Source organism: Agaribacter flavus (assembly GCF_042646125.1).
Classification (GTDB): domain Bacteria; phylum Pseudomonadota; class Gammaproteobacteria; order Enterobacterales; family Alteromonadaceae; genus Glaciecola; species Glaciecola flavus.
Genome location: NZ_JBHRSW010000029.1, coordinates 177,998 through 200,021 on the forward strand (window position 1 = coordinate 177,998; position 22,024 = coordinate 200,021).

A 22,024-nucleotide genomic window follows, 5' to 3' on the forward strand; every position below is an offset into this window, starting at 1 on the left:
GTATTAATACTAAAACATTATTGCAACATTATGTTTACATTGAACATGTCGGCACTACACTACAAACCATTCTTAGAATGGAATAATAATCAAAGATAAATAGCCTCTAATACAAATCGATTAAATCAATCGAACTATTCACCGCGGACGGTGCCGTGTAAGTGATGCAATAGAGTGGTCGAGGGGTAATACAATCGCTCGGGCCAATTGTAAGGTAGGTCTGAGATGTCAGTGATGGGTTACCGATGGTACCGGGAAACATGCCACTGGCATCAGAAAAGAAAGCACAAGAATTTAACAGCCCACCAAAAAAACTCGAACCAGTAAATACTTCTGTAACAGTAGTATCAACAGGCGCTAAGAGGGGAGTAGTATCTGTGTTTAGCAACGCGGCAAAATTAGCTGCAATCAGCGTTATTCCATCGGCGCTTCTTATGACTTCGTTTTGTGGGATCGAGTATAATGTAGGCATATCCAATACACGATCGCTCAAATTAATAGAAATAAATGCTCGAGTTGTCGAGCTTGCAACGCTTGGTCTGTTTATGTCGCTTTGGCAAAATGCATCTGCCCCCGCTCGTGCGCCTATTGCTCCATTAGTCGTCGCGTCACTCACCCAAAGGCGGACATCAGCAATTGACTCGAAACTCAGTACTGCGAATATGCACGCAAAGAACTTCACTGTATTGACGTAGACTTCCGAACGAATCATTATGTGTCGTCTAAAATATTGATTTACCTTGTATTCATTGATTAAGTGTAGCGATTTGACGGGATCTTCGCAAGATTGAGAGGCGCGAGTTTTGTTCAATAGTTCGACAAAATTGTTAGTCAATCAACAATTCAATATGACTGCGGTAGGTAGTTTTGTTCCAGCATGCAGATACATGCGATCTTTACTTGTTATAGCCTTACTATTACATACATTTAAGCAAGCGTTCATGGCGGACTTCATTGCAAGCTTTTGTCGATTTGTCGCTTGGTTGTTGTGGAAAAATGCTCAGCTTGTAACAAAAGACCTAAGCTTACATCAAACTACTGTTTACCAGTATTCGGTAGAGTACGGTTTAAACATCGTGCCGAGCTGTTTAGCGCTCAGTTTTATTGCTGTGTATATTGGTTTGGTCGTATTGACGCCCTTTAGCATTAAACGCTGGTTTATCGCAATACTAGCAGGGGTACTAGCAATTTTTATTTTTAACCAATGCAGATTGTTTGTATTGTTGATGATAAGGATTCATGCGCTACCGACTACATTCAATGACTTTCATGTCTATGCTTTTCCCGTCATCATGTCATTATTTTTAGTATGTATAGCGATTGGACTACTAATTTTTTACAAAGAAACTACGAAGCGCAGTGATGGACGTTTTGTGCTACATCAACTCGTAAAATTTGTGTTGGTGTGTTCGTTGGTGATGTTTTTGTGGCATGTTTACTTGATTGACTGGGTAGTAAAAATCGTACCCTCGTTAGCCCAACTCGGCATTTCTTTGTTGGATGAGAATTGGCAAACGAGCATAAAAGAAGAAGTCAGTCAATATATGCTTTTTTTGCGCTCTGGGCTTTACGCTGCCAGTAGTGAAGTGAGTACCGAACTTTATCGGCGTGTGGTATTAAAAAATGAGACGGTTCATGCGGTCTATTTGTATAACGTACTCATGTCGATGCCAATGTTGCTCGCTGTAGTAATTAGCGCCCGAGTAAGGTTAATGAAAGCCTTATTAATACTGAGCTTACCATTGCTTGTTACCACGCTTGTTGTGATTTTGAGCTATATAAACATTGTTATGGTATTTGATCAAAGTGTTCAATATCCAGCGGTACAGCTATCGGCAACGCATGTTGCTCCAATGAGTAAAAACAGTTTTCATTCACCCGAATTAAATCAAATGCTGATTAGTTTGTTGATACTGGGTTCTACTTTGTATCTACCTGCTATATTAGCGGCAAAACAGATTGCGGTTGGTGCACCAAGCCGCAAGCCTATGACATATTGTATCTAATTATTTTTGTTTATCGCATCGACCACTTTTTGTGTGCGACGATCGGCGTAATAGCCATGCACAACGATTAAGGCATGAATCACACCGGGAATGTAAAACAACAAGGTAAGAATAAGGTTTAGTAGTGCTTGGATTGGTTTACCACAAAACAACACAGCAATAGGTGGAATAATTGCTAACAAATAACGCATGTTAATGTTCCTTTTTAGTTATGCGCTCATACTCACGAAAATTAACTATTAAGTCAACATTTAGCTAAGCAGTTTGTTCAATACAATCTGGGAAAGCGTTTCAAGCTTAAGTGTGCCATCGAGCTTATGCACGTTTTCGTCTGGCGTAATGGCTTCAAAGCTATCAAATTGACTTTGCAGCAAATCTGGGTTGAAAAAATGCCCCTCAAATTGCGTTCTTGAAGCGAGTCTTTGCTCAAGTATTGCATAGGGCACATCTAACAAAAAACACTGCGTGTTTTTACTGCAATCGATAATGCGTTTACGTTGACGCGTCTTTAAACCCGAGTAGGCGAGCACACATGACTGGTGATTGCCCAGAGTAGCTAGAATATGTCTTTTTAAGCGCGTGATCCAAGCATCGCGAATACCGTCATTCAAGGGGATGCCGGCAGACATCATTTCTTTGGCTTCATCAGAGTGATGATCGTCCGCATCCACGTACTCTGCCTCTAAATCAGTCGCGATTTGCTGCGCTAAAGACGACTTACCGGTGCCACTGACGCCCATAATGACGATCAATGAGTCTTTAACTGTGGTCAATGTAGTCACAATATGGTTCTCATAAGGTATATAAGCTAATCATGAGGCACGACTAAGGTGATAAGGTAGGTTTGATTTTCAACAAACCCCGATACCTCATTTCCTTTGACATTTAAGTTATTCGCATCAGTGGACAGCGTAAATTGTTTCCCCCGCTTAATATTAATACGTACATTTGCATTGTAGATTTTTTTGCTTATTGAGGCTGATTCCCAAGTGCTAGGTAAGTTTGGTTGTAGCGTCAGCTTACCTGAATGCTGTTGCAAACCAAATAAGCCCTCAATGATACTTCGATAAAACCATGCACAGGTACCAGTGTTGAACAAGTGACTTGAACGTCCAGCCGCTTCGGGTAGTTGATGATAAGCGCCGCGAAAATAATTTGGAATGAAGTTGGGTAACTGACCGCGTTTTAAGCAATCGTGTGCGCTGACCAACATGCTGGCAAGTACTTCATAGGCGATGTCCTTACTTTTTGTTAATGTCCTAGCGGGTTCTTGTGTATACAGCGCATAGGCATAAAAGCTTGCAGCATGGTTGTATATTGAGCCGTTTTCAGCAGTACCGGGAAATTTTTGAGTGACACGTCCAATGCGCTCGTCCATTTGCGTATAGGCAGGGGCTAGCATACAGTAGCCATAGGGTGTTTTTAGTTTTGCCTCGACTGCAGTCAATATTTTTTCGGTTTTGTCTTGTGAAGCAGCACCACTGAGTATGGCCCAAGACTGTGGATTTAAGAATATTTGCCCTTCTTTATCTTTTGCAATGCCAAATTTTTCGTCGCCGTCTGTGATGCCTCGGGCATACCAATTTCCATCCCAGCCTAAGTCATTGCATGCGTCGTTCAATGTTTGTTGAGCATCTTGCCATTTTTGCGCTTTTTCGTGCTGTTGGATTGTGCCTAATATCTTTGCCCAAATACCCATCGCATAAGCACTGGCAAGGCTTAACCAAAAACTGACGCCTTTTCCACGGATACCCACCATGTTCATAGGATCACACCAATCCCCTTGCTTGATAAGGCTTAAGTTTCGATGATCTCTTTGTGACCATAAGTACTCGCAGGCACGCTCCAAATGTTCCTCAACACTATATGGTTTTTTATCATCCGAGAAAGCCAGTGTTTCAGCCAAAATCGAGTAGTCATTGGTTTCATTTAAGTAGAGCTCGACAAAAGGAAACAACCATACGTTATGATCACTGTGGGGCACTTGGTTGATGTATTTTAGTTCGGCATCTTTGTGCAACAAGATACCATCAGGCATTGCGCCATTTTTATTCTGTTGGCTTAAGGCAAGTAGTAGATTTTTCTTTGCTAACTTGGGGTGAAGCCAAATACTCGACAAGTGATCTTGTAAAAAGTTACGTGTTTGCGGGTCTGTTGTCAGGCGATCACTTTCTATATGGTATGAAAGTTGTCGCGGCAACCATGTGTTGACCATTTGGTTGAGCGTGTTGTCGGGCGTTTCGATACTGATGCCACTGTTGATATGAGCGGGTCGAGCCGTGTTGTGTTTGCTTAGCCGGTTTTTAAGTTGCATTGCATGAGCCTCATTTTTACAAGGGCCAAACAACCAAGATAACTTTACTTTTTGTGAAGCTGGTACACTGATTTTGTGTTGCAAAACCGCTATCGGCGTTTCATAAAGAGCGCTGGAGTTAAACAGCGTACTTTGCATGATGGCATCCGGACAATGCATGTGCCCTTCACCCAAAAATTGCGGCGTCGAAGTATCGTAACTTTCAATAGGTGCATCAGCAATAAGCACCGTTTTGTCCATCGAGGCTTTTATTTTTGGGTAGTCTTCTGCCTTTTGATAGGGCGTGATGTATTCGGCCATTACGCCGTTTAGTTGAGGTATGAAGCGAGCCGACTGATTCATCCAAGAGGCGTAGCCTATGCTAAAGCAGGGGTAGATATCGATGTATGTGTCTTGGTCACCGAGGTTAATAAGCTCCAGACGCCAATCCTCTAGCGCGATATCTTCAGCGAGTTTTACCTCAAGAAGAAATCGTAAGTTGTCTTTTTCTACCTCCCATCGCAAGGCATCTTGTTTTTGTATAAACGTGAATTTATCGAGTTTCTGCCTTGTGGGTTCGTACGGCAATGAAAACAAACTACCGTTGTTTAGTTTAATATAAAAAAAACGTCCAGGGTGACCAGCGTAATAGTGGTGCTCAGGTTGCAAAAATGTCTTTGCTTCAAAACTCTGCCCGTAGGCGTATTTCGCGGGTTCTGGTTGCATATGCAAAGCATTGGCGAAGCCGCGACAAGTCATTTGGAACATCATTTTTTTGTTCCACAAGTAACCCGTGGCATTGGGCATCGACAAGGGGCTGTGTAAATGTATTTCGTCTTGGCTGCGATTTACCCCGTCACTTGAAATATAGGAAAACACGGCTTTATTGATATTCTGGGTCACGTCTACGCTCATCAAGTTCTTGTTGATACTTTGCTAGGGCTGCGTCGTCTAAGTTGTAAAAATACAAAAACGCTATAGAAAGAAAGGCAAAGAAGCCAGGAATTAACGTCATCAACAATACAATACCGTGGATTGAGCCTGCGTTTTGTTCAGCATTGGCGGTGTAGCCAAGATAGCCCAACACATAGCCAATCGTGGCGCCCGCTATTGCGCCCCCAAGTTTTTGTGAAAAAGCGGCCGCTGCAAACACCATTGCCGTAGAGCGTCTCCCGTTTTTCCATTCGCTATAATCAGCCGTATCAGCGTACATGGAAAAAACTAATGGTGACTTAGGTCCTAAGCAAAGTCCGATGCCTATTTGGATGGCGAACGCCAAGATGACACTGTCGCTTGGAATAAAGTAGAACAGTACTGAAAGCAAGGTAACACCTAACATCAGCGTAATCAGTAGGCGACGTTTATCTATGAATGACGTGAGCAAGGGCGTGGCGGCGGCACCGATGCCGAGAGATATCAAATAAGCACCGCTGAACATACCGATAAGATCTTCTCTTTCCAGCACATATTTAAAGTAAAAAGTGCCGACACTCCCGCGAATCGAAATAGTCAACATGATGATAAGTGCTATACAAAACAAGATTAACCAAGGCTTGTTTGAAAACAGGTCAAGGATGTCCTGTTGCGGTTTGGCCTGTTTTTTTGGCGCTTGCACGCGTTCTTTGCACGTTAAGAAAGTGACAAAAAATAAGCCACCGGCGATGAGGCCATAAAGCCCCATGGTTAATTGCCAGCCCAAGACTTCATTGTCGCCGCCGAAAGACTCTACCCAAAATGGCGTCATAAAAGCGACAATCGTCCCACCTGAGAATGCACCGACAAATCGGAAACTACTCAAGGTTGTTCGTTGCTGTGTATCTTGCGTAATAACACCAAGTAAAGCGCCGTATGGCACATTAATAAAGGTGTAGGCCAGCATCATGAATATGTAAGTACAGTATGCCCATATCAGTTTGCCCCCATCATTCAAGTCGGGAACGGTAAAAGTGAGCACCCCCGCTGCTGCAATGGGGATAATTCCCCAAATTAGGTATGGCCGGTATTTCCCCCACTTAGTGTTTGTTCTATCTGATAGTGCACCCATCATCGGATCGGTAAATGCATCGATGATGCGGGTAACAAGCATCATCGTGCCGACTGCCGCTGCTGGAATACCAAAAACGTCTGTGTAAAAAATAAAAAGGAAAACGTCAAAAACGCGCCAATAAAAATTTGAGGCAATATCGCCACAGGCATAACCTGCTTTTTCTTTGAGGGATAACTTCATTGTATTTCCATAGCCAACTCGCCACGTAAGAGGCAGTAAGTTGTGGTCAATAATTTACTAAATGCAAAATTGTAAGCGCTTTCATTTTTGAATAATTCTTAGTGTTCGCATAGCATACGTTTGATCGCTAACTACGCGTCATTTTGTCTCAAAACAAAGTGAAAGCGCTTCCAAACTATCTAAACTCTAGATAATATGCAACATAAATATAAATTTAATTTAAATACAAATTAACAAATGCCAACAATATACGAAGTATCGAAACTTGCCGGAGTGTCACTTGCCACTGTATCTCGCGTTATGAATGGCTCTGCAAAAGTCAGTGATAAGAACAAAAAAAAGGTGCGCGACGCAATGGATGCCTTGGGGTATCGGCCTAATTCGGTGGCTATTTCGTTGGCGTCAAAACGGTCAAATTGTATTGGCATACTGGTAGCTGAACTTGATGGTGTTTTCTTTGGCAGTATGATGACGGGTATTGAGAAAACCCTAAGAAATCACCACAAGCACGTCGTAATTACTGCGGGACACAGCAATGATTTTGATGAACGTGAAGGTATCGAGTTCCTTAAATCTAGGAATTGCGATGCCTTGATAATTCACGCGGAGCAGTTGAGTGATGACTATTTGATTGAATTGAGTAAAGGGAAAACGCCGATTGTCGTGGTGAATCGATTTATCGCGGCCATTAAAGATAAATGCATATCTTTAGACAACCTTAAGGGGGGGTATTTAGCCACTCAATTTATCTTAAACAAAGGGCATACTAAACTCGTCAACATCTCTGGGCCAAAATCTAAGAATGACGCAAATGATCGCTTATTAGGGTTTAAACAAGCCCTAAGAGAACAAGGCTTGGTATGCGAAGAGCACCAAATATACGAAGGTAATTATTTACAAGAAAGCGGTGCGGCAGCCATTGATCATTTTATTTCAGCTGGCATTGCGTTTACGGCAGTGGTGTGCGGAAATGATCAAATGGCAATCGGTGCCATGGCTAGGCTTCGTGTGTATCAAAAAAATCCCTCGGAAGACGTCGCTGTAATTGGTTTTGATGACGTGTCTTTTGCGGCGTGCACTTTCCCAACACTTACCACGATTAAGTACCCTATAAAAGAAATGGGGAATCAAGCGGCAAAACTGATCTTAAAAGAGGTGTATAACATTGTCGTGGATGATATTCGTCAACGATATGAACCGTCTCTGGTTGAGCGTGACTCTGTTTAACTGTCGTTGGCGTCGTCGACACCCATGATATAACCCAGCTGAACAATACCACTACGGCGCTCTTTTCTTGCTTTAAATAGAACGTTATCCGCAGCTTGATAAAGTTGCGCCGACACGCCACCACCGGCTGGTGCAGCAACCGCGACGGCAATAGTACATTCAATTTTGTGGTCGCCAAATTCTTGGTTTACCACAAAGTTTGGCTGACTAAAGGTATCGATAATTTGCTGCGCTTTGATTTGCGCCCCACTGGTTGAGCAGTCTGATAAGAGCAGGCCAAAGCAGTCATCGTCTAACGAGGCAAATAGATCTCCCGGTCTGGCACCAATGCCGGAAAGCGCATCAGCGATACTCGCTGTCATGGCGTAATATTCGTCTTTACCGTATTCTTTTTTTAGCCATTGCATGTCTTCCAAATGAATTAGCAATAGAGATAGGTGATGCCAATAGCGAGCGCATCTCGACCATTCTTGCTTTAGTACTTCTTCAAACTTAGCGGCATTGGGCAAATGCGTAAGCGGGTCGATAAAAATCAAGGCCTCAAGGCGTTTAGTCTTTCGATATTGCGCTGCATGGCGGTTAATCCTCGCGACGAGTTCATCAATAACAGGTGGTTTGACGACAAAGTCGGCGCCACCCAACTCAAAAGCTTGTGCTTTAATATTTGCACCACTTAAACTCGACATAAAAATAATGGGGATATTGTTTGTATATGGGTTTTCGCGAAGTCGCTCACAAAATTGCAAGCCATCTTCGTCAGGCATTAGTATATCCAAAATAATAGCATCGGGGATGGGCGCGCGATTGAGCAGTTCCCATGCTTTTTCGGTTGTGCGAGCGAAGGACATAGTAAAGTGTCTTGCTAGGCCATTGGCATAGAGTTTTAACTCCATTTCATTATCGTCTATGACGAGCACTCGGTACTTCTCAGCATCGTCATGCTTGCTGGCAAATATATCCATGTCCATTAATTTGCTGGGGTGCTGTTTAGCATCTAGCGAGTACTTATCCATTCGACCTACTTTACATAAACATCATTTGTTAACATTAACGTTACACTACGTTAATAAAACGCGCAAACTTAATTATGTGCAATTTGTTTCAAATTACCACACTACTATAAAGAGAATGTTTCATTGCTGATTGTTCGCAATGCGCAAGCATCGTTTCCATTGTATTTTTTGCGCTGGTAACTACGTTAGCACGGGCTATAATACGCGGCAATTAATATGCGGTAGTAGCGTCAGAGAATAGTTATGGGGCAAAACAAAAATCAACAAGGACAAACATGGTCAATCAGCGAAGCTGAGCGGGTATATGGCGTCTCGAGTTGGGGGGGCGGGTATTTTAAAATAGGTGATAACGGCCATATACATGTTATTCCTGAGCCATCCACACCAGATGTGAAAATTGATTTTAAAGCTGTAATTGACGAAATTCGCCAAGAAGGGATCGAATTCCCAGTTGTCATTCGTTTCCATGACGTCTTACGGGCGCAGGTGGTTAATATTAACGAAACATTCCGAAAGGTAATTGATTCAGCCAATTACCAAGGTGTGTACCGAGGCGTTTACCCCATAAAAGTCAATCAAATGCGAGAAGTGGTTGAAGAAATCGTGGATGCAGGTGCGCCCTATGATTTTGGTCTTGAAGCGGGGTCAAAGCCCGAATTACTTGCAGTGCTTGCTTACAATACCAATCCCGAAGCTTTGACTATTTTAAATGGCTACAAAGACGAAGAATTTATGCGCTTGGCGCTGTTAGGTCGTCGTTTAGGTCGTAAAGTTGTGGTGGTCATAGAAAAATTCAGTGAGTTGGTCTCCCTAGTAGATTTGAGTAAGCGCTTAGGGATTGAGCCTATCGTTGGTTTACGCGCAAAAATGCAAGTCAAGAGTATGGGGCGCTGGCAAGGTTCGAGCGGTTCTCGAGCAAAGTTTGGATTAACCATCGCAGAAATAATCAAAGCCGCACGCTATCTTGAAAGCCACGATATGCATGACGCACTCAAATTACTGCATTTTCATATCGGCTCACAACTTCCTGATATTCGGGCAATAAAAGATGCGGTCAACGAAAGTGCCATGATTTATGCCGAACTGATTCATATGGGGTTTGCACTGGAATATGTTGATGTTGGGGGCGGGCTAGGCATTGATTACGATGGTAGTAAATCTACTAATGATTCTTCAAGAAATTACACACTAGATGAATACGTTGCCGATGTCGTTTACGGCCTGCGTGAAGTGTGTGATTTAGAAAACGTGCCTCACCCCAATATTGTTACCGAGAGTGGTCGCGCGATCACAGCGCACCACAGTTGTGTTATTACAGAGGTAGTAGGCGAGATTGCGCCCGATGGTGCAGAAATAGACACCACACCTAAAGACGACGATCACACTTTACTAAAAAATTTGTATGAGTTACATCAGTGTATTGAACAACAACAAAATTACCAAGAAGTATACAATGATGCGACGCAATGGAAAGAACAGGCGTCTGAAGCCTTCAAGTTGCGAGTGATCAGTTTAGAAGAATTAGGCAAAATCGAAACCTTGTACTGGCAAATCATGCGTAAAGTGCAAGCTTATTATCGATTGGTTGACTTTGTGCCAGCAGAATTACAGTCATTGGACTTTTCACTGAGTTCACAATATCTGTGTAATTTTTCGATTTTTCAATCGGCTGTCGATAGTTGGGCAATCGATCAAATCTTACCCGTTGTTCCTTTGACAGGCATGGATAAGCCCCCCACAAAAGACTGTTCACTGGTTGATATTACCTGTGACAGCGACGGTAAAATAGATAAGTTCATCGTTGATCATGAGATGAGTGATGTATTACCAATGTACGATATCCCCAAAGATGAGCCACTATATTTAGGCATGTTTTTGACCGGCGCTTATCAGGACGTGATGGGGGACATGCACAACCTATTTGGTCGTTTAAACGAAGTGCATATATTCAGTTATGATGATGATCCTGAAGACTTTTATATTGAAGAAGTGGTAAAAGGCTCTAACGTAGATAAAGTGCTATCTGTGATGCAATATCACCCAGATGCCATGGCAAGAGATGTGAAAAAGCTCATTGATAGACAAGTTGCGGAAGGCAATATCAAACCTAGAGAAGGTGTAAAATGGACAGATTTTTACGAGCAGTGCTTGTCTGGTTATACCTATCTGAGTACGAATAAATGAAGATTGTAGGCGCGCCTTTTGGGTCTAAGCGCGCAGAACTCAGGCAGTATCTTGGTCGAAGTTAAGGGATTCGTAATATTTCACGCGATTTCTGCCTTGGCGCTTGGCTTCATACAAAGCTTTGTCGGCACGCGTAATAAGCTTTTCTGCTGAAAGCTTGCTCAGTGGTGGCAAGGTAGTGACACCAAGGCTGATAGTAATTGAACGCAAATAAGTGAGTTTAGATGTGACGTGCGGAATGCGCTTTTCTTGAATATAGAGCTGTAATTTTTCCGCAAAGCTAAACGCGCCTTGTGCATCAATATTGGGTAAAATAATCGCAAATTCTTCGCCGCCATATCGCGCAATCAAATCACCTTTTCTTTGTGCTAAATGCGAAAGGTGTTGCGCGATTTCAATTAGACAATTGTCACCCGCGACATGCCCATAATGGTCGTTGTACTCTTTAAAATGATCAACATCGAGCAGTATTAGCGACAAGTTCGAATGATTTCGAAAAGCGCGGCCTATTTCTGTCGTCAGTATTTCGTCAAAATAGCGCCGATTAAATAAACCGGTTAAGCCATCTCTTCGCGATATTTCTTGTAATTGATGTTCGACGATTTTTCGTTTTTCAATTTCGTGACCATATTGGAAATTTAAAGAAATGGACTTTTTAAATGCGGCGTTAACATTTCTTAGTAAGCTCAACACGATTCCCGAAAAGAAAAGAATGCTTAAGAACGCTATCAAGCCAGCTTGCCCGCCACTCACAAGCAGGTGAACAGAACTCGGAACCGTGATCGGCACATAAAAACTTAAGGTGCTTAAATAACTGGCACCAAACCCAATACAGGCTACTGCACTTAAAATGACAACAAACAGTCCAATAGACATGACATATTCTGGCTTGTCCATGGGGACAAAATAAATAAACGCGAGGGCGTACAAAAGGCCAACTACTACTGAAAAAGCCATCCAAGTATACTTCCAGTACTTGAACTGTTCAGACTGAATTGCGTCGCGTTTTTTTGTATAGATGAAAAACAATGTCAGACGTAATACGGAGAGTAGAACTACGGTACTAAGCCATGTGAACAGGGTATGGCTATCAGCCACAGGCATTAGCCATGTTGCCAATATTAAACCCGAAATAGGATGAGCAATAGCCACGCGCCATGATTGCTTGTACAGCAAATCGATCACTTCAATTTGTGTTAATCGGGCAATACTTTCCTTCATATAAGGGGCGATACTCAAGTGACTTATTTAACTGCTGTTCTCCGTTATCGGCATTAACTTTAAAGGGTTTAGCTCTTATTCCGCTCGGTGACCTTCGTCCAAAACTCAGGCGTAGCGGTATTTATTAAATTGCTTTCGGCGTTCATTAGAAAACCGAAACCAACACCTAATTCAGGCGCAAAAGAGACATCAGCGCGATATCCTTGTACCCAGCCCCCATGATAGTTAAGTTTTATGCCGTTAAAATTGTATACACGCCAGCCTAAACCATAGTGTGCGCTTTTGAGCTTTCCTCGCCAACCACGACGGCGAAGCTCATTCTTTGTCTCTACCCGCGCTTGCGTCATGTCGCGCACCATATCTGCGCTAACGACCTCTGGCGTTTCTAACAACATGGCTCTTAGCCAAGTGGCTAGATCTTCAGCGCTAGCATTTATACCCGCGGCGGGAGAAAAACGGTAATAATCATCTTTTACTCTCACTTTCACCCATTTGTTTTTTGCCACTGCGGCATGAGGTTTAGCCCATTTGGGTGCCGCTTCCAAGTTTTTCTTGCCAACACTTGCTTGCATGCCTAATGGCGTAAAAATGTGTTGTTCTAGCTGAGCTTCAAAAGACGAATCTTGAGAAATAAAATGCTCTTCAAGCACACCAAAAAAAGCATTTTGATAGGTGTAGCAATGACCAGGTTTACAGATAGGTTTTAAGCCCGATAATTCTTTCAGTACACGAGGGCGCTTGTAATTGGCTTCGATTAAATTGTCATAAGCATTTGGGATAAAACCTGTAGATTGCCCAATCACATGACGGAGTAAAATAGGGGAGTCTTTGTGTTTGTCAAAGCTGTATTCGGGGGTGAGGTTTTTAAGCGGCGTTTGCCAGCCAAGCGCTGAGGGTTGTTGCTTAGCGACTAAAGCCGCAGTAAAGGTTTTGGATACTGAGGCGAGTCTAAACATCGTATCTTTACCAATACGTTGACCACCACGCTCGCTATGGCCAAATGTGTAGTAGCGGTTGGGTTTATCTTTTTCAACGATGACAAAGATAAAGCCGGGGATACCATTTTTCTTGGCTTGATTCCTTACCTTGACTGCATAGCTATCCATCCAAGCTTCGGCAAAAGCGTAAATTGGGAACAAAAGACTAAGGATTATGATGAATATTCGAATCAACAGCTAACTCTTTTCTTATTTGACAACAACGAGTTCCGAAAAACACGCTTTTCGGATTTATTTTGACGTAGACTACTACATAAAGTTTAGCAATATTATCATTTTTTTGAAGAGACATGTCATCCAATCAAGCAGTGAACAACGCGTATTTAACGGTCGAACAGTGCAGTAGGGCAAGGCTGGCAAGAGATCCCAGATTCGATGGTTTGTTCTTTATACTTGTGAAATCCACAGGTGTGTTTTGTCGTCCAATTTGTAGAGTGCGATTGCCGCAAGAAAAAAATGTAGAATATAGTTTTTCGGCAGTTGATGCTATTCAGCGCGGGTATCGCCCTTGTTTGCGGTGTCGCCCAGATAGTGCGCCTATGTCTTTTGCCTGGTTGGGTGTAGAAACGTCGGTCAAAAGAGCCTGCAGTCTGCTCGTTGAGTACCCATGTCAAAGCATTGAGGAGATTTCTCAACGCCTAGGTATTTCAGCTAGGTATCTGACAAAGTTGTTTGCCGAGTATTTACAAGTGTCGCCAAAACAGTACCGGCTTTACCACCAATTACTGTCGGCAAAACGCCTTTTACATCAAACTCAATTTACTATAGAGGAGATAGCACAGAGTGTGGGCTTTTCGGGGGCACGGCAACTACAGGTACATACCAAGAGCAAATTTAATTTAACACCCAAGCAAATTCGTCAGTCTAATCGCCAATCTATTAGTGACAGTGCGAGTAAACAAATCGAGATGTTTTTGCCTTATCGCCCGCCTTACGAATGGGAAGCCTTAAGGGATTTTTTAGAATTACGGGCAATAGCAGGCAACGAAAAAATCACAAGCAATAGCGTTGCAAAAATACTTAGTATAAATGACCGAGCAGTGCCTATCATGCTGATACATAAACCAGATAACAGTGGTTTTACACTGAAGTTTTCGACAGAGCACCTGAGCCTTTTGTCTTCTATCTATCAAGCCGTGCATATTATGCTTGATTTACATGCCGCACCTTTAGTCATTGAGCAGGCACTAAAAAACAGTGGCTTGCCGAGCAATGACATTATGCCTGGGGTGCGGATACCCGGTGTTGCCAATCGTTTTGAAGCGGCTTGCAGAGCGGTATTGGGTCAGCAAGTCAGCATCAAAGCAGCCATTACTCACTTGAACCGATTGCATGAACACTTGTCAAAAGATGGCGCTTTTCCGACTGCCCTTGACGTTTCACAATCATCATTGCCATTTTTAAAAATGCCCGAAAGACGAAAGCAGGCTTTGCGCGATGTAGCTAGCTTGTTGCATAACAACCCTGACGCTAGTATTGACGAATGGCTTGAAATAAAGGGAATCGGATCATGGACTTGCGAGTACGTCAAAATGCGCACACATGCTTCTACAGACGTTTATTTAGCTACAGACTTAGTGATAAAGCAGCAAGTCGAGAGTTTACGCACTCAAGGTATTCAACTTGACGCCCCTAGATCTGCACCTTGGCAAAGTTATTTAACCTTTACTATTTGGAATCGAGCATGAGCAAGGCAGTGACAACACATGACACACATTTTGTATCTGAATTAACAACAGATATTGGCTTTGTCCGCATATTGGCCACTGAGCACGCTGTTCATTCAGTGCGTTTTTATTCTGAACAAACCTCAGTCAATGAAAATGCTATTAGCCGAATGGCAAAAGAACAAATTGGGGCGTATTTTTCTGGCAAACTGCAGCGTTTTGATCTGCCTTTGGCGCCGCAAGGCACCGTTTTTCAGCAAAATGTTTGGCGACAACTATTGACAGTACCTTTTGGTAAAGTGGTATCTTATTTGGATATTGCGACGCAATTGGATAAGCCAAGTGCCTGTCGAGCTGTGGGTGCAGCAAATGGTAAAAATCCAATTTCAATTATCATCCCCTGCCATCGAGTGATCGGTAGCAGCGGTAAACTAACTGGGTATGCAGGTGGTCTGCATAGAAAATCATTCTTATTGGGGTTAGAGGGCGCGGAATTTGCGCTGCAAGCGCCCTGAGTTATTACATCGGTATGTTTATCACATCAGTCACAAAAGGGTAGAATGATTTTGAAAGCCATTGATTTTGCAGAACTCATACTGCTAGGGGCAATATGGGGTGCATCATTTATGTTGATGCGCATTGCCGCGCCAGAATTTGGTGTGTTTGCGCTGGTTGAAGTGCGCGCGGTGGGTGCTGCTTTGTGTTTACTGCCTATCGTTTGGATGAGAAAACAAAGCCGCGATTTACGGCGCAATTGGCCTCACCTTTTTGTTGTGGGGTTGCTTAATACTGCCATTCCTTTTTCACTATACAACTACGCCTTGAGCTACATTGATTCGTCTTTGGGGGCGATTCTTAATGCCACTGCGCCTATGTTTGGTGTAGTGGTATCGTGGCTGTATCTCAAAGATCACATCAGCCGCTCGGGTTTATTGGGAATGATATTAGGGTTTACTGGTGTAGTGGTGATTAGCTTTGATCAAAAAACATCAAGTTCAGCATCTTTACTACCTGTTTTCGCTGGCCTAGGAGCTGCTTTGTGTTACGCCATTGCGGCAAGTTATATGAAAAAGCACTTGTCAAAAGCTAAGCCATTTGCTGTCGCCGCAGGTAGCCAAATAATGGCGGCAGCCATGTTATTGCCTTTTACGCTTTGGTTTTTACCAAGTGAAATGCCTTCTCAAAATGCGTGGCTTGCTGCGGCCATTTTGTCGATAGTATGTACAGGCATCGCTTACGTCATGTATTTTGATTTGATTGCAAAAGTAGGTACGAGTAGCGCAATATCAGTGGGGTATTTGATCCCCATGTTTGGCATTTTTTGGGGCCTTGTTATTTTGGATGAAAGCCTTTCATTTAAGCAAGTAGTCGGAACGGCGCTAATTTTAGTCGGCGTAGTCCTTGCTACCAATGCCATAAAACTGTTGAAACGTCGAAAGTTAGAAGCTAGAGCCGAATAACCCTAATACAAACTAGTATGTCGTCGATTAAGACAAACGATTTGCAATAAATTGTAAAAAATGCTGACAATAGCTAAGAGCTTAAGTACACTCTTGCGCAACTAGTTTTTGAGGAACGAAAATGGCGTTATCCGTTATCATTTTGGCGGCAGGGAAGGGTACCAGAATGAAGTCTGACTTACCCAAAGTATTGCACCCACTCGCAAACAAACCCATCGTAGAACATATCATCGACGCAGTGAAGCCCTTGGACTACCGTGCCATCAATCTTGTATATGGGCATGGTGGTGAGATGCTCAAAGATCGGCTTTCACATCATGAGCTGAATTGGTGTTTACAGGCGGAACAATTGGGTACAGGGCATGCCGTTATGCAAGCGCAGGCACACGTGAGTGACGATGACGATGCGTTAATACTCGTTGGCGATGCGCCACTTATAAGTACGCAAACCCTGCAAGCCTTGGTACTTGCCAAACAACAACACGATTTGGCTTTACTAACGGTAAATATGAAAGATCCCAGTGGTATGGGGCGTATTATTCGCGATCCACAGCAACAAGGTAACATTACCGCGATAGTTGAGCATAAAGATGCGACAGAGGCGCAACTTAAGATTACCGAAATCAATACCGGTATGATGATTATGTCGGGTAAAGATTTAAAACGATGGCTAGCCGCACTGTCTAACGATAACGCCCAAGGTGAATATTACCTGACTGATGTTATTGCCATGGCAGCAAATGAGGGTAAAAAAATTGGTGCAGCACAACCGGCTTGGCAAAAAGAAGTAGAAGGCATCAACAACCGCGCACAATTGGCAAGCTTAGAACGCGCCTACCAACGCAAACAAGCCGAAGATCTGTTATTGGCCGGCGTACATATCTTTGATCCTGAGCGTATTGATATCCGCGGAAACATTCAGGTAGGTAAAGATGTCAGTATTGATGTAAACGCAGTATTCGAAGGTGAGGTTAGCTTAGGCGATCGCGTCAGTATCGGCCCTAGCTGTGTGTTAAAAAACTGCGTGATTGGTGCAGATACTAAAGTAGAGGCTTTCTCGCATATCGAAGATGCAAGCCTTGAGAGTAATTGCCAAATTGGCCCTTACGCAAGGCTCCGGCCTAAAGCAGAGCTTGCTGAGGGGGTGAAAATTGGCAATTTTGTTGAAGTTAAAAAAGCCAAGATTGGCAAAGGTAGTAAAGTCAATCATTTGAGTTATGTTGGTGATGCCGAAGTGGGCACTAATGTAAACATTGGTGCTGGTACTATTACCTGCAACTATGACGGCGTGAATAAGTTTAAAACGACCATTGCAGATGGTGTGTTTGTGGGGTCGAATTCGGCCTTAGTCGCGCCTGTCACCATTGGTGCTCATGCCACTGTGGGTGCGGGCAGTACAGTGACCAAAGACATTGCCGATAAAGAGCTAGCGGTTGCGCGAAGCAAACAACGGAACATTCAAGATTGGGTACGCCCAAGCAAGCTAGAAAAATAGAGAAGATTTTATGTGTGGAATTGTAGGTGCAGTTGCCGAACGCAACGTAGTTCAAATATTACTAGAAGGATTGAGACGCCTAGAGTATAGAGGTTACGACTCAGCAGGTGTGGCGCTTATACACCAAGGACAACTTAATAGCATAAAACGCGTCGGCAAAGTTCAAAGCCTAAGTGATGCCATAACAAACGAGAACGGCTTGGGTTCAACAGGTATTGCTCATACGCGCTGGGCAACGCACGGTAGCGTGACAGAAACTAACGCACATCCACATATCAGTACAGACCGATTTGCCGTGGTGCACAATGGCATCATCGAAAACCACAAAAAATTACGTGAAAGCTTAGCCGAAAAAGGTTATCGCTTTGCCTCTGATACTGACACTGAAACCATCGCTCATTCTATTGCCGAGCATATGGCACAAACAGGCGATTTACTAAGCTCAGTACTAAAATCTGTCGAAGGTTTTCACGGTGCATACGGTACCGTGGTTATTGATCGAGAAGACCCAAATACCATGGTTGTCGCGCGCTCAGGCAGCCCACTTGTGATCGGCCTAGGCTTCGGCGAGAACTTTATCGCGTCAGACCAAATGGCTTTATTACCAGTCACTCGCCGTTTCATCTTTTTAGAAGAAGGTGATGTGGCAGAAATTACGCGCACCACCGTTAAAATTATTGATGCTCAAGGTAATCAGGTAGAGCGGGAAATAGTTGAATCTCTCATTGAGCACGATGCGGGTGATAAAGCAGGTTATCGCCATTACATGTTAAAAGAAATTTACGAACAGCCAAGCGTGATCCGCAATACCCTAAAAGATCGTGTTAGTGCTGACGGGCTGGCTGAAAATATATTTGGTAAGGGTTCTGAGAGCATTTTTGAAAAAACGCAATATGTGAAAATCATTGCTTGTGGGACATCATACCATGCGGGCGTAACGGCCAAGTATTGGTTAGAACAATATGCTGGGGTGAGCTGTGATGTCGAAATCGCCTCTGAGTTTAGATATCGCAAGTCAGTGGTGCCCGCAAATAGCCTATTGGTGACGATTTCTCAATCGGGCGAAACCGCTGATACACTAGCTGCGCTGAAGTTAGCAAAAGAAATCGGTTATAACTCCAGCCTAGCGATTTGCAATGTTGATGGCTCATCACTGGTGCGTGAATCCGAGTTGTCGTTTATGACTCGAGCAGGCACCGAAATTGGTGTGGCCTCGACCAAAGCCTTTACCACCCAACTAGCTTGTTTGCTGATGTTAGCCATCGCCATTGGCAAACATAAAGCCATGCCAAAAGATACCCAGCAAAACATCATTGACGCGCTATTGAGCTTGCCCACTAAGCTGGAAGAAACCCTGCAACTTGCAAAAGAAATAGAAGACTTGGCAGAAGAGTTTTCTGACAAGTACCACAGTTTGTTTTTGGGGCGTGGTGATCAGTATCCAATAGCAATGGAAGGCGCACTCAAACTCAAAGAAATCTCTTATATTCATGCAGAAGCCTACGCATCGGGAGAACTAAAACACGGCCCATTAGCCTTGATCGATGCAGAAATGCCTGTGATCGTGGTAGCGCCCAACAACGAGCTATTGGAAAAGCTACACTCCAACGTAGAAGAAGTACGCGCCCGAGGCGGGATAATGTACGTTTTTGCAGACAAAGAAGCAGAATTCGCTAGTGACGAAACCATGCGCGTGGTAAATATACCGCATTGCATGGAGTCAATTGCGCCGATTATTTACACCATTCCTTTGCAGTTGTTGTCATATTACGTGGCCTTGATCAAAGGAACGGATGTCGATCAGCCCAGAAACTTGGCAAAGAGTGTGACGGTTGAGTGATTGGGGGTTGATGAGTTTTTGTGTTGTAAGTTAAATAATGACCGAAATAGAGTTTAATATGCGCTTCGCTTCACTCGGTGAATCTAAAAGAAAGTTGGCAGCATAGACTCTATTTTGAATTGAACGCTTTACGGTATTTTACGAAATAATCGCTATCAATACTTTCATCATCAATTCCTTATCCAGAGTTTAGGTTCCTTACTTGAAAAACAGCGCAGGACTTATCCCAAAGCGTGTTGCCAAGCGTTCAATATGATCGCGTGTTAGGCGTTTACCGCCATTTAATACTTGAGACACCATACTTTTGCCGCCGATTCAATTTTTAAAGTCGGTTGTGTTCAAGTCATATTGATCCATCAATACTCTGAGCGTGGCTACAGCAGGATCTTCAGCTTCGCTTCGCTGATTAAACTCGCTAAAAGAAGCTGCTTCAGCTTCGTAGCGCGTAATAGCGTTGCTCAACGCCTCGATGACAACTAGGTTGGTATCGTAGTCCTCAATTAATTCTTCCATGAGCGATAACGCTTGCTGGTGATCTTGCTCACTCGTTATGTCACGAAGAATAGGAATCCGGACATTAAGTTCATTCACCAGTCCCGACAAATCACAACCACCCTTTTTGTTTGGCAATGCGCGCGGCGTCAACGCGGTTTGTTGCATGTAGTTTGGTGATGGCTTCTGATAAATAGTTCCGAATTGTACCTTCGGATAAAAATAGACGTGCTGCCACCTCTTTTGTAGTCAGCCCTTCACTGGCTAAGGTAAGGGCTTTTGCTTCTTTTGAGCTCAATGGATTGTTGTCTTCTAGCGCCATCATGGCCAGTTCAGGTTCGATAACTTTGTTGCCATTGATAATACTTTGAATACTGTTAAGTAAGTACTCGCTGTCTGCTTCTTTTAATATAAAACCGGCTACGCCTGCTTGTAGTGCGCGTTTTATGTAACCTGGTTTGGCAAATGTTGTCATAATGACAAACTTGCTTTTGCAGTTATCGCGTAGCTTTTCTGCTAAGTGCAAGCCAGATACTTTTGGCATTTCAATATCGCTTAATATCAGATCAGGTGCGGGGTTGTTTGCTAGCCAATCAAGCGCAGCTTGTCCGTCTGCGCATTTAGCAACGATCTCTATCTTGTCTTCCAAACTTAATAGGGTAGCGATGGCATCGCGCACCAAACTTTGGTCTTCTACGACCATCACATCTGTCATCGTATTTCCTTATCAAGGATATGTGCGCTTTTGGAAAGGGGGAAACGCAATGCGATTCGCAAGCCGTCATTGCTCTGTATCGATACTGTTGCATTAATAAGGGCTGCGCGCTCTTCAATCCCAGTTAAGCCGTTACCTTTTACTATGTTGGTCGTCGACGTGTTCGCCACGTTTTGTCCATTGTCTTGAACAATCATCGAGCCGTTTTCTCCTTCATCTAAAAGTGCAACAATAACCTTGTTACCCTTGCTGTGCCTCAGTACATTGGTGACACACTCTTTAATAATGAGTGTAATGTTGGTCTCTTGCAATGCTGTTAAACGTGGGATAATTGTTGTGTCGATTTGTTTTTCGACACTAAATTGTTTGTCTCTCAGTTGTGCGAAAGCCTTTTCCATTTCATCTAGCATTGATAGATGTTTAATGCCCGTCACGGTTTTGCGAATTTCGCTTAACAAGCTCTGTGACAATCTGGCCAACTCTTTTACTTCGGCACTCGCTTTTTCGTACTGACCTTTTTCCATTAATTTATCTGCGACTTGTGCCTTGAGTGAGATGCCGCTTAAGGCGTGCCCAGCAACATCGTGTAAATCCCTGCCAATGCGTTCGCGCTCTGCAATCGCACTGAGAGTACCTAAGGCTTCTTTTGCTTGCTTGTCTTTGATTAGATGGGTTGTTTCACGTCGTTCCATAACACCAAAACACAGCAGTGCTAAGCAGTTGACCGCGCAGGCTAGAGCAAACATCCACAGACCAACATACAACACCTGTTGTAATACAATAATACTGAGCACAATGCATACGGTGACTAGTGCGCTTATTCGAGGGCGATAATAATAGCCGAGGATAAAACTCATATAACCAAAAAGAACGCCGCCGCCTATGTTAATTAGGTTGGCAATGCTGTTAATCAAAAACAAGCACCCCAACAACCAAGGTATCCGTTTTTTAGGTGCGTTGACCGTTGCTAAGTAAACCCCAACAAACGCCACATAGCATGATGCAACAACAATGTATTGACTATGGCTATATGTGTCACCAAAAAATAAAGGTGTGAAATAGAACAAAGAAAACAGTAAGGAACTATACGCCCACTTTTTTTTGCGGCCCTCTGCCAAAAGTGGGAGTCGTAGCTCTGAATTCATTGTGAGATCCTTATCGTTATCATTTTGCTTTTTTATTGAAA

19 protein-coding genes are annotated in these 22,024 nt (G+C 43.4%); 8 read left to right on the top strand and 11 right to left on the bottom strand.

What is annotated here, in order from left to right:
* Nucleotides 1-106 precede the first annotated feature (106 nt).
* On the bottom strand, nucleotides 107-835 hold the full coding sequence (locus ACFOHL_RS13855; protein ID WP_376920826.1) for a hypothetical protein: 729 nt from the start codon (nucleotides 833-835) through the stop codon (nucleotides 107-109).
* A gap of 106 nt (nucleotides 836-941) precedes the next feature.
* Here ACFOHL_RS13855 and ACFOHL_RS13860 point away from each other — a divergent pair, with 106 nt between their 5' ends.
* Complete coding sequence (locus tag ACFOHL_RS13860) at nucleotides 942-2,006, top strand: exosortase/archaeosortase family protein (RefSeq protein WP_376920827.1); 1,065 nt, start codon at nucleotides 942-944, stop codon at nucleotides 2,004-2,006.
* On the opposite strand, the gene ACFOHL_RS13865 is transcribed toward ACFOHL_RS13860, so the two are convergent.
* Genes ACFOHL_RS13865 through ACFOHL_RS13880 form a run of 4 tightly spaced genes read right to left on the bottom strand, consistent with a single transcriptional unit; the run spans nucleotide 2,003 to nucleotide 6,526 of the window.
* Entirely contained in the window at nucleotides 2,003-2,197 is a 195-nt protein-coding gene (locus ACFOHL_RS13865) for a YqaE/Pmp3 family membrane protein (protein WP_376920828.1), read from the bottom strand. The genes ACFOHL_RS13860 and ACFOHL_RS13865 overlap by 4 nt on opposite strands.
* Nucleotides 2,198-2,257: 60 nt before the next feature.
* Complete coding sequence (locus tag ACFOHL_RS13870; RefSeq protein ID WP_376920829.1) at nucleotides 2,258-2,788, bottom strand: gluconokinase; 531 nt, start codon at nucleotides 2,786-2,788, stop codon at nucleotides 2,258-2,260.
* A gap of 26 nt (nucleotides 2,789-2,814) precedes the next feature.
* Nucleotides 2,815-5,214, bottom strand: coding sequence for a GH36-type glycosyl hydrolase domain-containing protein (locus ACFOHL_RS13875; protein WP_376920830.1), 2,400 nt, complete (start codon nucleotides 5,212-5,214; stop codon nucleotides 2,815-2,817).
* The gene (locus ACFOHL_RS13880; protein ID WP_376920831.1) at nucleotides 5,183-6,526 is read right to left on the bottom strand and encodes an MFS transporter; all 1,344 of its coding nucleotides are present in this window, start codon (nucleotides 6,524-6,526) and stop codon (nucleotides 5,183-5,185) included. Before ACFOHL_RS13880 ends, ACFOHL_RS13875 begins: the two co-directional genes overlap by 32 nt.
* Nucleotides 6,527-6,763: 237 nt before the next feature.
* On the opposite strand from ACFOHL_RS13880, the gene ACFOHL_RS13885 reads away from it, so the two are divergent.
* Nucleotides 6,764-7,753, top strand: coding sequence for a LacI family DNA-binding transcriptional regulator (locus ACFOHL_RS13885; RefSeq protein ID WP_376920832.1), 990 nt, complete (start codon nucleotides 6,764-6,766; stop codon nucleotides 7,751-7,753).
* Here the strand turns inward: ACFOHL_RS13885 and ACFOHL_RS13890 are convergent.
* Complete coding sequence (locus ACFOHL_RS13890; protein ID WP_376920833.1) at nucleotides 7,750-8,766, bottom strand: GGDEF domain-containing response regulator; 1,017 nt, start codon at nucleotides 8,764-8,766, stop codon at nucleotides 7,750-7,752. The two genes, ACFOHL_RS13885 and ACFOHL_RS13890, sit on opposite strands and share 4 nt — an antisense overlap.
* A 243-nt stretch (nucleotides 8,767-9,009) precedes the next feature.
* On the opposite strand from ACFOHL_RS13890, the gene speA reads away from it, so the two are divergent.
* Nucleotides 9,010-10,950 (top strand): biosynthetic arginine decarboxylase, encoded by a 1,941-nt coding sequence (speA, locus tag ACFOHL_RS13895; RefSeq protein ID WP_376920834.1) that lies wholly within the window; start codon nucleotides 9,010-9,012, stop codon nucleotides 10,948-10,950.
* A gap of 39 nt (nucleotides 10,951-10,989) precedes the next feature.
* Here the strand turns inward: speA and ACFOHL_RS13900 are convergent, their stop codons facing one another.
* Nucleotides 10,990-12,171 carry a GGDEF domain-containing protein gene (locus ACFOHL_RS13900; RefSeq protein ID WP_376920835.1) on the bottom strand — a complete coding sequence of 394 codons (1,182 nt, stop codon included), beginning with the start codon at nucleotides 12,169-12,171 and terminating at the stop codon, nucleotides 10,990-10,992.
* 68 nt (nucleotides 12,172-12,239) lie between these two features.
* Nucleotides 12,240-13,343 carry a serine hydrolase domain-containing protein gene (locus tag ACFOHL_RS13905; protein WP_376920836.1) on the bottom strand — a complete coding sequence of 368 codons (1,104 nt, stop codon included), beginning with the start codon at nucleotides 13,341-13,343 and terminating at the stop codon, nucleotides 12,240-12,242.
* Between the two features lie 116 nt (nucleotides 13,344-13,459).
* On the opposite strand from ACFOHL_RS13905, the gene ACFOHL_RS13910 reads away from it, so the two are divergent.
* The 5 genes from ACFOHL_RS13910 to glmS all read left to right on the top strand — a co-directional run bounded on the left by ACFOHL_RS13910 (nucleotide 13,460) and on the right by glmS (nucleotide 19,631).
* On the top strand, nucleotides 13,460-14,857 hold the full coding sequence (locus tag ACFOHL_RS13910; protein WP_376920837.1) for a DNA-3-methyladenine glycosylase 2 family protein: 1,398 nt from the start codon (nucleotides 13,460-13,462) through the stop codon (nucleotides 14,855-14,857).
* Nucleotides 14,854-15,351 carry a methylated-DNA--[protein]-cysteine S-methyltransferase gene (locus ACFOHL_RS13915; RefSeq protein ID WP_376920838.1) on the top strand — a complete coding sequence of 166 codons (498 nt, stop codon included), beginning with the start codon at nucleotides 14,854-14,856 and terminating at the stop codon, nucleotides 15,349-15,351. The genes ACFOHL_RS13910 and ACFOHL_RS13915 overlap by 4 nt, the downstream gene beginning before the upstream one ends.
* A gap of 45 nt (nucleotides 15,352-15,396) precedes the next feature.
* Nucleotides 15,397-16,296: a DMT family transporter gene (locus ACFOHL_RS13920; RefSeq protein ID WP_376920839.1), complete on the top strand. Its 900-nt coding sequence runs from the start codon at nucleotides 15,397-15,399 to the stop codon at nucleotides 16,294-16,296.
* A gap of 121 nt (nucleotides 16,297-16,417) precedes the next feature.
* Entirely contained in the window at nucleotides 16,418-17,791 is a 1,374-nt protein-coding gene (gene glmU, locus ACFOHL_RS13925) for a bifunctional UDP-N-acetylglucosamine diphosphorylase/glucosamine-1-phosphate N-acetyltransferase GlmU (protein ID WP_376920840.1), read from the top strand.
* A 10-nt stretch (nucleotides 17,792-17,801) separates the two neighbouring features.
* Entirely contained in the window at nucleotides 17,802-19,631 is a 1,830-nt protein-coding gene (gene glmS, locus ACFOHL_RS13930; protein WP_376920841.1) for a glutamine--fructose-6-phosphate transaminase (isomerizing), read from the top strand.
* Between the two features lie 315 nt (nucleotides 19,632-19,946).
* Here glmS and ACFOHL_RS13935 read toward each other — a convergent pair whose 3' ends face one another.
* From ACFOHL_RS13935 to ACFOHL_RS13945, 3 genes are read right to left on the bottom strand one after another with little or no spacing between them, the layout of a single operon-like run.
* Nucleotides 19,947-20,261: a hypothetical protein gene (locus tag ACFOHL_RS13935; protein ID WP_376920842.1), complete on the bottom strand. Its 315-nt coding sequence runs from the start codon at nucleotides 20,259-20,261 to the stop codon at nucleotides 19,947-19,949.
* Entirely contained in the window at nucleotides 20,236-20,838 is a 603-nt protein-coding gene (locus ACFOHL_RS13940) for a response regulator transcription factor (protein ID WP_376920843.1), read from the bottom strand. The genes ACFOHL_RS13935 and ACFOHL_RS13940 overlap by 26 nt, the downstream gene beginning before the upstream one ends.
* Entirely contained in the window at nucleotides 20,835-21,983 is a 1,149-nt protein-coding gene (locus tag ACFOHL_RS13945; protein WP_376920844.1) for a sensor histidine kinase, read from the bottom strand. Before ACFOHL_RS13945 ends, ACFOHL_RS13940 begins: the two co-directional genes overlap by 4 nt.
* Nucleotides 21,984-22,024: the final 41 nt, after the last annotated feature.

Coding starts and splice junctions, on each gene's coding strand:
- ACFOHL_RS13915 (WP_376920838.1), top strand. CDS start 14,854: ATGAGCAAGGCAGTGACAACACATGACACACATTTTGTATCTGAATTA.
- ACFOHL_RS13890 (WP_376920833.1), bottom strand. CDS start 8,766: ATGGATAAGTACTCGCTAGATGCTAAACAGCACCCCAGCAAATTAATG.
- glmS (WP_376920841.1), top strand. CDS start 17,802: ATGTGTGGAATTGTAGGTGCAGTTGCCGAACGCAACGTAGTTCAAATA.
- ACFOHL_RS13875 (WP_376920830.1), bottom strand. CDS start 5,214: ATGAGCGTAGACGTGACCCAGAATATCAATAAAGCCGTGTTTTCCTAT.
- ACFOHL_RS13920 (WP_376920839.1), top strand. CDS start 15,397: ATGATTTTGAAAGCCATTGATTTTGCAGAACTCATACTGCTAGGGGCA.
- ACFOHL_RS13860 (WP_376920827.1), top strand. CDS start 942: ATGGCGGACTTCATTGCAAGCTTTTGTCGATTTGTCGCTTGGTTGTTG.
- ACFOHL_RS13885 (WP_376920832.1), top strand. CDS start 6,764: ATGCCAACAATATACGAAGTATCGAAACTTGCCGGAGTGTCACTTGCC.
- ACFOHL_RS13940 (WP_376920843.1), bottom strand. CDS start 20,838: ATGACAGATGTGATGGTCGTAGAAGACCAAAGTTTGGTGCGCGATGCC.
- ACFOHL_RS13945 (WP_376920844.1), bottom strand. CDS start 21,983: ATGAATTCAGAGCTACGACTCCCACTTTTGGCAGAGGGCCGCAAAAAA.
- ACFOHL_RS13865 (WP_376920828.1), bottom strand. CDS start 2,197: ATGCGTTATTTGTTAGCAATTATTCCACCTATTGCTGTGTTGTTTTGT.
- glmU (WP_376920840.1), top strand. CDS start 16,418: ATGGCGTTATCCGTTATCATTTTGGCGGCAGGGAAGGGTACCAGAATG.
- ACFOHL_RS13910 (WP_376920837.1), top strand. CDS start 13,460: ATGTCATCCAATCAAGCAGTGAACAACGCGTATTTAACGGTCGAACAG.
- speA (WP_376920834.1), top strand. CDS start 9,010: ATGGGGCAAAACAAAAATCAACAAGGACAAACATGGTCAATCAGCGAA.
- ACFOHL_RS13880 (WP_376920831.1), bottom strand. CDS start 6,526: ATGAAGTTATCCCTCAAAGAAAAAGCAGGTTATGCCTGTGGCGATATT.
- ACFOHL_RS13900 (WP_376920835.1), bottom strand. CDS start 12,171: ATGAAGGAAAGTATTGCCCGATTAACACAAATTGAAGTGATCGATTTG.